Annotated in this window: 14 protein-coding genes; 2 read left to right on the forward strand and 12 right to left on the reverse strand. The window is 53.7% G+C overall.

Annotated features, from left to right (window positions below; translation table 11 throughout):
- Positions 1 to 16 precede the first annotated feature (16 nt).
- The 11 genes from LA360_RS27940 to LA360_RS27990 form a co-directional block, all read right to left on the reverse strand.
- Entirely contained in the window at positions 17 to 946 is a 930-nt protein-coding gene (locus tag LA360_RS27940) for a dipeptidase (RefSeq protein WP_089776438.1), read from the reverse strand.
- Positions 947 to 1,052: 106 nt separating this feature from the next.
- Complete coding sequence (locus LA360_RS27945; protein WP_002584212.1) at positions 1,053 to 1,352, reverse strand: DUF6506 family protein; 300 nt, start codon at positions 1,350 to 1,352, stop codon at positions 1,053 to 1,055.
- Positions 1,353 to 1,478: 126 nt separating this feature from the next.
- Complete coding sequence (locus tag LA360_RS27950; protein ID WP_022203412.1) at positions 1,479 to 2,669, reverse strand: YgeY family selenium metabolism-linked hydrolase; 1,191 nt, start codon at positions 2,667 to 2,669, stop codon at positions 1,479 to 1,481.
- A 16-nt stretch (positions 2,670 to 2,685) separates the two neighbouring features.
- On the reverse strand, positions 2,686 to 3,885 hold the full coding sequence (locus tag LA360_RS27955; RefSeq protein ID WP_057571008.1) for a 4Fe-4S binding protein: 1,200 nt from the start codon (positions 3,883 to 3,885) through the stop codon (positions 2,686 to 2,688).
- 20 nt (positions 3,886 to 3,905) lie between these two features.
- Positions 3,906 to 5,102 (reverse strand): diaminopropionate ammonia-lyase, encoded by a 1,197-nt coding sequence (gene dpaL / locus LA360_RS27960; protein WP_022203410.1) that lies wholly within the window; start codon positions 5,100 to 5,102, stop codon positions 3,906 to 3,908.
- A 66-nt stretch (positions 5,103 to 5,168) separates the two neighbouring features.
- The gene (locus LA360_RS27965) at positions 5,169 to 5,660 is read right to left on the reverse strand and encodes a (2Fe-2S)-binding protein (protein WP_022203409.1); all 492 of its coding nucleotides are present in this window, start codon (positions 5,658 to 5,660) and stop codon (positions 5,169 to 5,171) included.
- 2 nt (positions 5,661 to 5,662) lie between these two features.
- A complete protein-coding gene (locus tag LA360_RS27970; RefSeq protein ID WP_112482559.1) occupies positions 5,663 to 6,538 on the reverse strand; it encodes an FAD binding domain-containing protein in 876 nt (291 codons plus the stop codon).
- Positions 6,539 to 6,554: 16 nt separating this feature from the next.
- Positions 6,555 to 8,915: a xanthine dehydrogenase family protein molybdopterin-binding subunit gene (locus LA360_RS27975; RefSeq protein ID WP_022203407.1), complete on the reverse strand. Its 2,361-nt coding sequence runs from the start codon at positions 8,913 to 8,915 to the stop codon at positions 6,555 to 6,557.
- Positions 8,906 to 10,252 (reverse strand): amidohydrolase family protein, encoded by a 1,347-nt coding sequence (locus LA360_RS27980; protein WP_022203406.1) that lies wholly within the window; start codon positions 10,250 to 10,252, stop codon positions 8,906 to 8,908. Before LA360_RS27980 ends, LA360_RS27975 begins: the two co-directional genes overlap by 10 nt.
- 3 nt (positions 10,253 to 10,255) lie before the next feature.
- Positions 10,256 to 11,680, reverse strand: a complete 1,425-nt coding sequence (locus LA360_RS27985; protein WP_022203405.1) for an amidohydrolase family protein — start codon at positions 11,678 to 11,680, stop codon at positions 10,256 to 10,258.
- 39 nt (positions 11,681 to 11,719) lie between these two features.
- Entirely contained in the window at positions 11,720 to 11,941 is a 222-nt protein-coding gene (locus tag LA360_RS27990; RefSeq protein WP_225537824.1) for a hypothetical protein, read from the reverse strand.
- Between the two features lie 20 nt (positions 11,942 to 11,961).
- Here LA360_RS27990 and LA360_RS27995 point away from each other — a divergent pair, with 20 nt between their 5' ends.
- Together LA360_RS27995 and LA360_RS28000 are read left to right on the forward strand one after the other, a co-directional pair.
- Positions 11,962 to 12,456, forward strand: a complete 495-nt coding sequence (locus LA360_RS27995; RefSeq protein WP_112482557.1) for a helix-turn-helix domain-containing protein — start codon at positions 11,962 to 11,964, stop codon at positions 12,454 to 12,456.
- Positions 12,457 to 12,593: 137 nt separating this feature from the next.
- Positions 12,594 to 13,211: a transposase gene (locus LA360_RS28000; RefSeq protein WP_225537847.1), complete on the forward strand. Its 618-nt coding sequence runs from the start codon at positions 12,594 to 12,596 to the stop codon at positions 13,209 to 13,211.
- On the opposite strand, the gene LA360_RS28005 is transcribed toward LA360_RS28000, so the two are convergent.
- Positions 13,208 to 14,527 carry a uracil-xanthine permease family protein gene (locus tag LA360_RS28005; RefSeq protein ID WP_225537825.1) on the reverse strand — a complete coding sequence of 440 codons (1,320 nt, stop codon included), beginning with the start codon at positions 14,525 to 14,527 and terminating at the stop codon, positions 13,208 to 13,210. The two genes, LA360_RS28000 and LA360_RS28005, sit on opposite strands and share 4 nt — an antisense overlap.
- Between the last annotated feature and the right edge of the window lie 140 nt (positions 14,528 to 14,667).

A 14,667-nucleotide genomic window follows, 5' to 3' on the forward strand; every position in this document is an offset into this window, starting at 1 on the left:
ATTTCCTTTCAGAACATCATTTGACTTGTTGTTTAAAGAACCGGTATGCATTGTCAAAGAAAATCTTCTGCACGGCCGTTTCCCCGATGCCGTGTTCCAACAGATAATTCGCAAACCGTCCCACTCCATAAGGCGTGCTCAGGTCGGGGTCGCAGGTGATCTCGCCGTCCATATCCCCGCCCCAGGCTATCACATCCTCTCCGCCTAACTCCAGCATGTGGTAGATGTGGCGCAGCAGATAGTCCTTGCTTCCATTGTCATCGTCGTCTATGAACCGGGAGAACAGGTTCAGGCCGCACAGTCCTCCCCGGCGCACAAGTTCCTTAAACTGGGCGTCCGTAAGGTTCCTGGGATGGCTGCAGCAGGCCCTGACATTGGAATGGGATGCCACAAAGGGACGCTCTGCTATGTTTAACAAATCCTCAAACCCTGCATCGTTGAGATGGGAGCAGTCCACAATCATGCCCACCTGCTCCATGCGCTTTACCGCTTCCTTTCCAAAGGCAGTGAGTCCGGTATCGTTGTTCGGCCCTGAACCCAGCTCATTGGCCCCGTTCCACACCAGTCCCAGCATCTTGAAATTCAAATCCGCAAAACGGTTTATGTTGTCTAAGTCTCCGTTTAGCGCGGCTCCGCTTTCAATAGATCGGATAAAGGCCCATTTTCCCTCATCCAGTATCCGGTCTAAGTCCGTGATCTTCTCCACCAGTTCAGCCTGGCCCCCGGTCTTTCTCACCTGGTCGTCCATGTACTGGTGGTAATCCAGTACGAACTGCACCGCCTCCGGCCCGCGGATATCATCAGGCACGAAAACAGCCATAACCTGGACAGCCTTCTGTAATTTGTCCCTGTCTCTCAGGGAGAACTGGGTGGTGCAGTTAAGATAATCTTCTCCCCGTTTTTTTAATTCTTCTATGGTGTCACAGTGTAAATCAAACAGCCTCATAGTATATATTCCTTTCTCACCGACTTTCTCACTGGCTTTCTAACTGGTTTTGCCTATACAGGCTATATTGACCTCTGCCGGCTGGATGGAGCACTAAGCCCTACGGTCAGCTCCAGAATGCCAGCGCCTTCTCAAACTGGTCCTGAGGGGTGGTCACATAGCCCACAGGAACCTTGCATCCGGCGGCCTCATACATTTTCTTTGCCAGTTCCTCTCCGAATGCCCCGCAGACCTCGATGGCCCCAAAGCCTTCCTCCCCCAGACGTTTTGCCAGCGCCACTGCCTCATCGGGATTCCTCACCGTGAGGATATGTGTCTCAACCTGCTCCAGGTCCAGACGCGCCATGTCCTTTTCCGGGTCATAGCCCGCGTTCATGATTACCATAGCCCACTTCTTCACTGCCATCATCAGATTCCTCCTCGCTTTGCTCTCTGCGTAACCAGATATACCCCGGCAAACAGGGCAAAGCGTGCGGGTGTGAACCGTACACGCTTAAGCCCTGTCTGCCAGGGGACTATCCTTTTCCAGCTGTTATTTTAACAGTGCCTTCATGACTCCGTAATAGGATTCCATGACCTTGTTTAACTGGTCTATCTCAATGTATTCGTTGATGGTGTGGGCCAGTGTCTCTAAGGACGGGCCTACGCCTACGCAGCGGATTCCCGCCTCGCCTGCATAGTGGCTGGCATTGGTGCAGAAATCATAGTTGGTGATGGTTGGGTTCAGGCCGATTTCCTTCATTTCCTTATAAATGTTCTGTACCCAGTCCTCGTTCTTGTCAAAGAGCCATCCCGGGAAGAAACGCTCCGCCTCGATGGTCTCGCCGGTCCAGCACTTCTCCTGTCCCACTGCGTAGGAAACCTTTGCCTTTAACTGCGGGTCTTCCTTTATCATGCGGTCAAAAAGCTCCTGTAAGGGAGCCAGAACGCTCTCCTTTGTCTCACCGGTGAGCAGACGTCTGTCATAGGTTGCGCGGCAGTAATCCGGCACAACGGATGCGCCCGGATATGGGGAGGATTTCACATCCACCAGCTCCAGAATGCCGTCGCCCAGCACATCGTGGTGAGGAGGTGTCAGCTTGTTGATTTCCTCAATTACTTTGCACATCTTGTAGACTGCGTTTACACCCTTATGAGGGCTGGCGGAATGGGCGGGAACGCCGAAGGTTTCAACCACGATCTCCGCGCGGCCTCTCTGGCCAATCTTCATATTCAGCTGGGACGCCTCGCCGATGATAACATAATCCGGCTTCACATAAGCGCTGATTTCCCTTGCAGCCACGCCCTCGAAGCACTCCTCATGGACAACGCCCGCCACGTAGATATCGCCCGGGAAGCCGTAATTCGCATCCTCCGCATAGTACAGGGCTGCAGCCAGCATGGCGGACAGGGCGCCCTTCATATCGGAGGTTCCCCGCCCGTACATCCTGCCGTCCACTATCTCGGCGCCAAATGGGTCATGCTCCCATTTTGTCTTATCCGGTACGGGTACCGTATCCATATGGCCGTCAAAGAGAATCTTTGGCCCTGGTTTGGAGCCCTTTATGTGGCAGATGCAGTTGCCGTATCTGTCCACGTGGATATCTGTAAATTTGTGCTCGTCGCAGAATTTCTTCATGACGTCCACTACCAGGTTCTCCTGTCCGCTGTAGCTGGGAGCCTGAATCATCTTGGTTGTGAGGGCCAGGAGTTCCTCCGCCCTTTTCTCGTTTAACATTGACATTTCTTTTTCTTCCTTTCTACTTAACCAATTCGTAAAAGTCCTTTGACTTCTGAGCCAGGGCAAGGTCCTTTTCTGTCTGGGGAGCCAGCTCTGCCGTGAGGGCGCCTGTAGGACATACGTCCAGACAGAGTCCGCAGCACCTGCATTTATCCATATCCACCGTCATTTCCGGGAAGGTGAGCTTTCTGGCGTCATAGCAGCAGACTGTCTCGCACTTTTTGCAGCCCACGCATTTCTTTGTGGTGCCGTCTTCCTTAAATGCTGTGAAATGGAACTTCAGGCCGGAAATATGCTCTTCACTGGGGAAGTTTGGATGAGCTGCCCTGTTTACCTCCCGGATGGAGCTGTATCCCAGCTCTGCCAGGCGCTTTGACAGGTCATAGCACATCTTCTCCACATACTCCACGCCCTTAAGGATACCGGCCGTGCAGACGCCCACGCCCATGGCTCCCGCCATCATGTACTCGATGGCGTCATCCGCCTTCATGACTCCGCCGGATGCGTACAGGTTCATAAGCTGGGGATTTTCTTTGGCTATCTGGTAATTGTAGCGCATGGCAATGGGTCTCATGGCAGCGCCTGTCATCCAGCCAAAGCCGTCTCCGCTCAACATCTCAGGCGCGGCCTTCTCAATGTCAATCTTCAGCGTGGGGCCGATGGAATCAATGGCGCAGATTCCGTTGGCGCCGTGCTCCAGACATTTCCTGGCTGTTCCCACTGTGTCGGGCCAGTTGCCGGACAGCTTGCAGATAACGGGAATGTCCACATGCTCCTTGGTGTAGTCCAGCATGGGAATCAGGGTGTCCTCTGTATAGGATACCAGCTCAATCATATGGGCTCCGGCACGTTCCACATTCTTTACAATGGCCTGGGCCTCCTTTAAGGTATGGCCCACGGAACCAATGACAACGGCTCCTGCCGCGACGGTTTTCGGTATCTCGTTCTCATACCAGTTCAGGCGGTCGGAATCAGCCCACTTCTCGCAGTTGATCAGGGAATCCTGGTTCACGGTTCCCATGTGGTGTACCGGGTTGATGGCTGCTCCCAGGCGGATGGTCTTTGTCACCACAGCTCCCGCGCCGGCCTCATGGCCCTTAATCATTCCCTCCGCCCCGTAGCATAAGGGGCCTGATGAGAGAATATAGGGGCTCTGCAGATGGCATCCGCAGAAGTCTGCGGAGATATCCGCTCCGGTTAATTTTGATTTATCTAACATATTTTACCTCCAGCATTTGTTTACTTCAGTCCGCCTTCCCATACAATGGTCTTATAGCGGTCCGGATCCGTGTCTCCCTCGGTGGAGAACATAAGTACCTTGGAATCCTGGTTCAGCCCAAGCTCCAAACGCAGCTCGCGGTAGGATTCATCCTTCATGATGGTGGCCAGGGCGCCGAATGTGGCTGCGCCGGACTCGCCGGAAACGACCTGGGGGTCTCCCTTAAACGGAGCTGCCAGCATGCGCATGCCTCTTCTGGCCACATCGTCGTTCACTGCCAGGAACGCGGTTACATGGTTCTTTAAGATATCCCAGGAAGTGATATTGGGTTCGCCGCAGCACAGGCCAGCCATGATGGTAGGCATCTCGCCGTCCACAATGCGGATCTCCCCGTCTGCTGCCTCGGCTCCCCTGTAAAGGCAGGCGGCCGGCTCTGCTTCCACCACTACCATCACCGGAGGATTCTTCTTATACTTGTTGGCAAAGTATCCCACCACGCCTCCTGCCAGGCTTCCCACGCCGGCCTGGACAAACACATGGGTGGGGCGCTCCTCAAACTGCTCCACTGCCTCGTCCGCCATGGTGGAGTAGCCCTGCATAATCCAGGACGGAATCTCATCGTAGCCTTCCCACGCGGTATCCTGAATGACCACGCCGCGCTCCGCGTGTTTGGCCTCCTCGGCTACCATCCTGACACAGTCGTCATAGTTCACCTTCTCAATGGTACACTCCGCGCCCTCGTCCTCGATATGGCGGCGCCTGTTCTCAGTGGAGCCCACAGGCATGCGGATAACACATTTCTGACCCAGGCGGTTGGCAGCCCAGGCAACGCCTCTGCCGTGGTTGCCGTCGGTTGCAGAGAAGAACGTGGCCTGGCCGAACTCGTCGCGAAGCTCCCTGGAGGTGAGCACGCTGTAAGGCATCTGGCTGATGTCACGCTTTGTCTCTTTTGCAATGTATCTGGCAATGGCATAGGAGCCGCCCAATACTTTGAATGCGTTTAATCCAAACCGGTAGCTCTCGTCCTTCACACAGGCCTTTGCCAGGCCCAGATACTCCGCCATGTTCTTAAGGTCTGCCAGAGGGGTCACCTGGTACTGGGGAATGCTTTCATGGAAAGCCCTTGCTTTCTTTACCTCCACCACAGACATGATGGAGAGATTTTTGTCTTCCGTCTTGGGCATCTTGTTTAAAGCCCATTTGATTTCACAGCTCATGTTCCAATATCTCCTTGATTTTATATTGCGGGCAAACGTCAGACCCATTCTGTCCCTTATTGGGGGTTACAGCTTCTCCATGCGGAGCTTTTTAAGCTCTCCTGCCGCCTGGTAGATGGCGTCGGTCAGCTGCTCATACCCTGTACAGCGGCACAGGTTTCCGGATATGGCACGGCGGATTTCCTCCCTTGTGGCATCCGGATTCTCGTCTAAGAGAGCCTTTGCGCTCATGATGAATCCCGGTGTGCAGAATCCGCACTGGAGAGCGTGGTTCTCAAGAACCGCCTCCTGGACCGGATCCAGCTTCCCGTTGCAGCCCACTCCCTCAATGGTGACCACGTTCCGGCCGTCCACAGAGGGAGCCGGTACCAGACAGGATGTGACTGCCCTGCCGTCCAAAATCACGGTACAGGCGCCGCACTCACCGATTCCGCAGCCTTCCTTGGTACCGGTCAGGCGCAGTTCGTCCCTCAGCATATCCAAAAGCCTCTGGTGGGGTTTTACCTCCACCTGGCATGGCTTTCCGTTTAATGTAAAACTTATTTTCATCTTCTCCACTGCTATACCTCCATTCCCGCTGCCTGACACAGGGCCCGAAGTACGATTTCCTGGACCGCAGGCTCCTTATACTGGGTAGACCAGCGGATGCCGATGCGCTCTATCATGACCTCTGAAACGGTCTTTCCCGCTTTGGCAAACAGCTCCTCAGACGGCTTCTGCCCTATAAGGACCAGCTCTGCCTTCTCCACTCTGTCAGGCTGTACGAAGATACATCCCGGAGCGATTCTGGCCTCTGTGACGGTTCCCTCAGAGTCCATGGTAAGGGCTGCGGCGCAGTTAAGCCTGGATATGGCCAGAGCCTTTCTTCTGCCCAGCTTGGAAAATCCCATTCCGGTTCCCTCCGGCAGCTTCTTTACCACGAATTCACGGATGAATTCTCCCGGTTCAAGCTTGAGGCTTCCCTTTCCCTCATAAAAATCCTTGAGCAGGCATACCCGCTCGCCGTCCTGGCCGTACACCTTGATAAGGGCGTCCGCCGCAATCAGGGCAGGCAGTGGGTCGGAGGCCGGAAACGCGTTGCCGATGCTTCCGCCCAGTGTTCCGCGGTTTCGTATCTGCGGGGAACCCACGGTGGCGCTGGCCCATCCCAGGAAGGGGATGTGCTTTGCAATGATTTCCGACTGCTCCAGATCCGTGTGGGTGGACAGAGGGCCGATGTATACATGCGCCTCGTCCTCGCAGATATAGCGCAGCTCCCTGTCTAAATAGGTGATGTCAAGCAGACACCGGAGGTCCTTCCACCGCTTATCCTTTTCGTGAATCTGGACTAAGATATCCGTCCCCCCGGCGACGATACGGGCCTTGCCGCCGTATTCCTTAAGCACCTTCACTGCGTCGTCCAGGGAAACGGCCCTGTGATACTTATACTGAATCATTTGCCGAATCTCCCTTCTACTGTAATTTATGTCCCAGCAATACTGTCTCTAGGTCTGCAGGATTCTCATAGACCCGTCGGCCGGTGGCGTTAAAGATGGCATTGGCAATGGCTGCCCCCACGCCCTCGGTGGCTGGTTCCCCGATGGATTTGGCTCCATAGGTTCCTGCCGGGTCCTGGTTTTCATATATATTGATGTTCATTTTCGGGGCGTCCATGGAGGTGGGAAGGATGTAGCTGTCAAAATTCTTCGTCTTCTGTCCACGCTTACCGGTTACCACGTCCTCTGTCACCGCAAAGCCCTGGCCCATTACAATGCCTCCGTAAATCTGACCCTTTACAAGAGCCGGATTGATGGCGGTTCCCACGTCGTGGCTGGCTGTTACCTCCAGCACATCCACGTAGCCGGTCTTCATATCCACTTCCACCTCAGCCACGATGCAGCCGTATGCAAAGGTGGGGAATGCTTTTCCCTGTCCTGTCTCGTGGTCCTGAATCAAATCCTGGGGCTTAAACCACTCAAAGGCAGCCATCTGCTTACCGGTCCAGAGGCAGGCATTGCAGACGCCGGAGAAGGGAACCTTCACATCCGGGTATTTCTTTAAATAGAACTGGCTGTCTAAAAGCTCCACCTGGTCCGCTGTCAGCTTACCGTAATCCAGGGTTCCCTTCTTAAGGCCGTATGCCTTCTCGATTTCCTCCAGGGGAAGGCTGTGAAGCTCCAGGGCATTCTGGATCATGACCCCTTTTAACTTCTCTCCTGTCTTCCTGACGGACTGCGCTCCCATGACCGTTCCTCTGGAGGCCACTGTCATGCCGCAGTCCGGTATGGAATGGGTGTCGGTGCCGAAGAAGCGGACCGCCTCATAGCTCACACCCAGGGCTTCCGCCGCAATCTGGGCATAGGCTGTCTTTAAGCCCTGGCCGTTCTCTACCAGACCGGAATTAATCATCACGGAACCGTCCTCGTTGCAGATCATCATACATCCTGACGCGTCCGGTGATTCAGCTCCCAGTCCGGAACCCCTGTGGCAGACGGCCAGGCCGATGCCCCTGCGCTTGCGGCTTCCCTCGGGCTGTTTTAAGTAGGCTGCGTGTTTCTCCTTGTAGCCGGTCTGCTCTGCGGTGGCGTCCATGATTTCCTGGATCACGCAGTGCTCCACGGGAACGCCGGTGGCTGTCAGAGCCCCGTCGTGGAGCAGATTCTTGCGCCGGAATTCCAGTTCATCCATGCCGCAGGCCATGGCCAGCTCCTCGATGAACTGCTCCTGCGCCCAAATCAGCTGCGGTGATGAGTAGCCTCTCATGGCGCCGGAGTGCACATTGTTTGTGAACACACCGTATGTATCCGTCTTTATATTATCAATCTCATAAGGGCCTGCTGAGTGGACATTGGCCCTCCAGTTCATGAACTGGGTCTGGTTGTTGTAGGCTCCGCAGTTATCCACCTGCTCGCCCTGCCAGGCCACGATCCGTCCGTCCTTTGTGAGTCCGGCCTTGTAGCGGAGGCGGAAGGGATGGCGCTTAGCGGATTCCAGGAAGGAGTCCTCCCTGTTAAACACGAATTTCACCGGTTTTTTCGTCAGATTGCACAGGTAGGCGCATCTTCCTGCCACCAGTCCGGCGCCCTCCTCCTTGCCTCCGAAGGTGCCGCCCAGGGTCTCCTGCACCATGCGGACCTGGTTCATGGGCACTCCCAGCACATCCGCCACATACCTTCTTGTAAAGAAGGGATTCTGGGAAGCGGAATGTACGGTCATGGCACCGTCGTTGGGGTTCAGATAGCAGATACATGCCTCCGGCTCAATATAGGAGTGCTCGATGTACTGGGTTCTGTATTCCCTTTCCAGAACAATATCAGCCTTTTCAAATGCTGCCTCCGGATCTCCTTTTCGGATATGGAACATGGATTCCTTGAAAATATTGTCGGGATATTTTTCATGGACCGCAAAGGCGCCCTCGCTCAAGGCTTCCTCAATGGTATACACGCCAGGAAGCTCCTCATACTCAACATGAATCGCCTCCAGAGCCTCGTCTGCCAGCTCCTTTGACTGGGCCGCAACCATGGCCACACAGTCTCCGGAATAACGGATGGTATCCGTCAGATACATATATCCTGCCCAGCTTCTGGTGCGGGGCATGTCAAAACAGGTAACAACAGCCTCCACGCCCGGAATCCCTTTTCCTTTCGCGGCATCAACGGACACTACCCTGGCACTGGAATAGGGGCTTCTTAAAACGCCAGCGTATAGCATTCCTTCCATATATATGTCCGCTGCGTAGCGCGCCCTTCCCGTTACCTTATCCACCCCATCAATACGGGGTACGCAGTGGTTTATCACAGAAAAATGTTTTTCGCCTACTTTTGTTAACGGCATTCTGAATCTCCTTTCCAGAACCTCTCTGTCTTTTCTTCCATCTCCCTGCGCACAGCCTCTTTGTCAAGGGTCACCAGCTTTCCGTCCCTCTTAAGCCATGCGCCTCCCACCATTACGTTTATCACATTCTGGGGGTTGGTAAAAAGTACTAATTGGTCATATACGTTATATTCATTGACAGGAGTGGGCCTTGCCACATCCACGGTAATCAGGTCGGCCAGCATGCCCTCCTTTATGACTCCCGCCTCTATGCCCACAGCCTTTGCGCCCAGCTCCGTTGCCATGCGGTACACCTTCCCCGCAGGCATGGCCTGGGGATCCTTATGGCAGCCCTTATGAATCAGGAAAGCTCCGCGCATCACTTCAAAGAAGTTATTCACATAGCCGTCCGTGCCCAGGCCGACGGTCATGCCGGCCTCCAGCATTTTCTCTATGGGAGCTATTCCGCCGCCCACCTCGCAGTTGGACAGCGGCATGGAGATACCCTTTACGCCTTTTTCTGCCAGAATGGCTATTTCCTTATCAGTGATCTGTACCAGCTGGGAAGCCAGGACGTTTCCGTCCAGGCATCCCATGCCGTCATATGCCTCCGCCGGCGTGGTTCCCAGATGTTCCCTGGCCCATGCCGGTTCAAGGTCGCTTTCACTCATATGCATGTGAAGCAGGCATCCGGCTTCATCCGCCATGTGCTTTGCCTCACGTATGAAATCCTCGCCGCAGGTAAACAGGGTGTGGATGCTCATGACGCCTTTCACCAGGCCCTTTTCCTCATTGCAGGCCTTTGCAAAATCGAAGTTTTCCTTCAGACCCAGCCGGCCGTTTTCCCTGCTCTTTCTCTCGCAGGCCTCAAAGGACAGGAAGCCCCTCAGGCCGGCCTTTTCTACTTCCTCTTTTTCTACTTCAAGAGCGCCGGGAATGGAATTAGGTCCTTCCAGGATATCCACAAAGGATGTAACCCCGGAGTCAATCATCTCCACGCAGGCCCACCTGGCGGTAATGCGCGCCAGGTCATGGTCCACTCTGTCCTCCACGCAGGGCCACCAGAAATCCTTCAGATAATCGGAAAAATCCGTTACCATTGCCTCTGCCGTGATGCCGTGGGAAAGGACGCCGTACATATGGTTGTGTCCATTGACAAAGCCCGGAAGAAGCATCTGTCCCGGAAGGCAGACTGCCTGCGCCTCCTCATTGCTTCCGCCGCCCAGGGAATCCCAGGGCCCCACACAGGCAATCCGTCCTTCTTCTATCCGGACGCCCCAGCCCTCTTTCAGGCCCTCCGGCGTCAATACATAGTCTGGTTTTATAATGGCCGCTGCCAGATTTCCATTTTTTATCATTCTTTACTGCCTCTCATATTTTCTATAAGTATCATTCCACTTATGCCCTTCTAAGCGGTTGGTGATATTGCCTCTCACGCAGAGTTCCTCCGCTGCCTTCTGGGCTGCCCGAAGCTCCGCCTTTTCATCCTCCACTGTAAGGATAACTCCCTTTTCCATGACTCCCCTGCCATCCACATACACATCTGTGATGTTCTTTAATGACGCGGAGTAAACCAGAGTGGAGCATGGGTTGTGAAGGGGAACTGCCTTGACGCACTCATATGGGTCAAAGATTACCATATCCGCCTTCTTGCCTGCCTCTATGGAACCAATCTCATCCTCCATGCCAATGGCCCTTGCGCCGTCGATGGTGGCCATCTCCACTACCTTCTCGGCCGACATGGACAGCGGATCCCTGGTGGCGCATTTCTGCATCAGGGCCGTGTTCTTCATCAGCTCTATCATGTCGTTGGCGTTGTTGGAAGCTGCTCCGTCCACGCCCAGGGAACAGGTAACGCCTGCCTTTAAAAGCTTTGGAATAGGAGCTGCGCCTGATGACAGGTACATGTTGGAACATACATTGTGGGAGATCTTAAGGTCGTACTTCCCGGCCTTCTCAATATCCTCATCCGTCAGATGTACACAGTGCACCATCAGTACGTTTGGCCCGCAGATTCCCATGTCAATCATGGCGTCTATATCCCACTTGCCGTGAATGCCCTTGGCTGCCTCTCTGTCAAACTCTGTCTCGGAGATATGTACGGTGAAGCCTGATTTGTACTCGTTTGTCACCTTCCAGAGCATCTTAAGTGTCTCTCTGGTGTTGGACCACATGGCTGCCGGCGCCACCCAGATTTTGATGCGGCCGTTGTCGCAGTTGTGGTAGCGCTCAAAGATGTCCCTGACGCCCTTCTCGATGTCGTCCTTCTGCTGCGTGATGCCCGGATGCACGCCGTACTGGATTCCGGTGTCCATGCAGCCCCTGCCGAAGATGCCGCGGATTCCCAGCTCCCTCATGGCCTTTATAACGCCGTCGTCCAGCCCTTCCCTTGGATGGGGATACATGTAATCCAGGTTGGTGGTGATACCGCTGTGGATGCCTTCCATCAGGCCCAGCATGGCGCCGTGGTAGCAGTCATCGGGAGTCAGGCTGGTGGCCGCGGGGAAGGTCATTGTTTCCAGCCAGTCCTTTAACACCATATCATCCCCCAGTCCCCGAAGCAGGGTCTGGAACAGATGGTTGTGGGTGTTCACAAAGCCCGGGAACATCACCCTGCCCTCCAGGTTCGTCACGCGTTCACAATCCGTATACTTGGCCTCCAGGGCCTCGGTAGGTCCCACTTCCACAATCCGGTCGTCCTTTACGGCTGCCGCACCGTGAAAAAATATCTCCCTGTCAGGATTTACCGTTACAATGATTCCGTTTTTAAATAAATGGCTGATCATAGTCTAAACTCCTTTTCTCTTTGATTCACACGCGATAGCTTACGCCGTCTCAACTTCATGTGCCTTTGCAGATGCAGCGCCATCCTCTTCTGTCTGGCTGATTTCCCTTATGTACTCTGCCTCCACTTCCTGGTCCGTCTTATCCTTTGGAAGTATCAGGTTCAGGACAATGGCAAATCCGGCCACTAGTACAGCATTGCCAAAATAATAATGAATAGACGTTGCTTTTTTATTGTAGTCGGTGCATAATAATTCTATCACTAAAGAATGGATGTGTTATTATGCGAAGGAAAACAATTGATACTATCCCGGTTTTATCTGATGCCATGAAAAACATATTATCTGCTTTTTCAAAAAGCCGCTCCCTTCCGTCAGGACTGGTCAAAAGAGCCAGCATTGTCCTGCTTGCGTCACAGGGGGAACTCAACCAGAATATTGCACCACAGGCCGGGCTTCATTATAATAATGTTGCCACCTGGCGCAGTCGGTTCCTCGCGGCGCTCCCAGCCTTGCGGAGGATTGAAATGGACGCCCCGGAAAAGCTTGAAGATGAGATACGGGCAGTCCTGTCCGATAAAAAACGCCCCGGTGCCCCGTCTGTTTTTACGCCGGACCAGATCATGCGGATCATCGACCTTGCCTGCAGCAACCCAAATGATTTTGGGTACGAAGTAAGCCAGTGGAGTCTCCCGCTGTTAGTGGCAGAAATTAAAAAGCAGGGGATCGCTGAACAGATTTCTGAGAAATCTGTCAGCCGTTTTTTAAAAATGAGGTAGATTTACATCCCCACAAAATCCGTTACTGGCTTCATTCTTCGGAAAAGACGGAAGCCCCGGAATCTTTTGCGCGGAAAGTAAACGAAATCTGCGGCCTGTACCAGAGTGCCCAGGAACAAAGCCGGGAAGGTGCACACATTGTTTCCACGGATGAAATGACCGGGGTACAAGCGCTGGAACATAAATATCCTGACAAGCTCCCATTACCCGGCCAGTGCGCCAAAATGGAGTTTGAGTATATCCGCCATGGCACGGCCAGCCTCATCGGGTTCTTTGATGTTGCAACGGGCCGTATGGAAATGCCGTATTTAAACTCCACACGCACAGAAGAGGATTTTGTGGAAGCCGTGAAAGCATTGGTAGGGACAGACCCGCAAGCCCCATGGACATTTATATGCGATGGCCTAAACACCCATAAATCGGAAGCCCTTGTCCGCTTTGTGGCAGAAGCCTGTGCCCTTGGCGTGGAACTGGGCAAAAAAGGGAAAACAGGGATCCTTAAAAGTATGGAAAGCCGGGCGGATTTCCTGCATGACCCTTCCCACCGGATCCGCTTTGTCTATACTCCGAAACACAGTTCCTGGATGAACCAGATTGAGATATGGTTTGGCATCATTAACCGGAAGCTGCTGAAGCGGAAAAGCTGCCTGTCAATAGAAGAACTGGAAGCAAGCATCCTGCGCTTTATTGAACAATACAATCTTACAGCACACCCATTTAAGTGGACATATGCCGGGATACCATTAGTAATTTAATCACTGATATTTAAACAATGCTGTACTAGGATGATGGATGACTCCCCGAAGAACATCTGCACATATTCACCCATACCAGACAGCGTATCCTTTGCCAGAGAGATTCCCAGTCCCAGCGCAAGGGCAGGTCCGCATATGAGCATGGCCCTGTTGGTGAATCTGGCTCTCGCCACCAGGCTCATGCCTGACATACATATCATGGAGAATACCACGATGGTTGCCCCGCCGATAACGCAGTTGGGTATGGTGGAAAGCACGCTGGCCAGCTTCGGACAGAAGGCTGCGGCCGTCAGTGTGATGGCGCCCCAGCCCATAACCCAGCGGTTACAAACCTTTGTCAACGCCACGATACCGGAGCACTGGCTGTAGGTTCCTGTGGCGAAACAGTTGAAGAAGGAGGAAAAGATACAGGCAATGCCGTTGGCGATGATGCCGCCTCTCAGCTCCTCATTCTTCGGCTGCCTGTTAAGGCCGCCTGTGGCCGAAACCGTAAAGTCTCCCGACATCTCCACCGCATTGATGAAGAACAGCAGGACAAATACCAAAACAAAGTTCAGGTGGAACTCCAGTTTTCCAAAAGCCATTGGCCTCGGAACAGCAAACCATGCCGCTTCGCTGATGGGCGAAAAATTGATGTATCCGCAGATAGCCGCTATGACGTATCCCACAATCATGCCGCCCAGTACAGCTGCCGCGCTGACCATGCCCTTGCCGTAGCCGTTCATAATCAGAATAGCCAGAATGACGACCAGGCCGATGACAAAATTGTGGAGCTGTCCCATGGACGGGTCACCCTGTCCTCCCGCCAGATTATAAGCAGCAATGGGGAAACAGGAGATACCGATGGAGGTGATAATGGTCCCCGTCACCACCGGCGGGAAAAATCTCCTAATTTTGGGAAGAGCAAAGCCGATAGCGATAGACACCAGACCGCCTACCAACTGCGCCCCAAATAAAACCCCTAACCCATAATTGACAGATACGGAAATGCAGATGGGAAGAAATGTGTATGTCAGTCCCATCATGACAGGCAGCCCTGATCCGAACTGAAGATTGCCGAACCGTATGGGGAATACCTGCAGAAGTGTGGCTACGCCGGCTCCCAGGATGGAGCACTGCAGAAGCAGCGTAGCGTGTGAAGCGTCCATACCGCTTGCATTTGCTACCAGAATCATGGGGACTATGTTTCCCACGAACATGGCCAAGAGCTGCTGGAATCCCAGCGGAAATGCCTGCGCGAATGGCGGGCGTCCATTTAACTCATAAATGGAGCCGGTTTTGATAGTTGAAGTACTTTTGGATGCATTCTTATTCATGTTGTTCTCCTTTAACTGATTAAGAATACGAAAGGGGGCTTCTTCCCTTCGGGTGTTCCTGACTTCGTCGTTACCCACCCTGATTCGTACCAGGATGTGCCTGTGGTATGGTTCTTTATCCGTCCAGTGTACAGGCTTGA

This window comes from Enterocloster clostridioformis (assembly GCF_020297485.1).
Classification (GTDB): Bacteria; Bacillota; Clostridia; order Lachnospirales; family Lachnospiraceae; genus Enterocloster; species Enterocloster clostridioformis.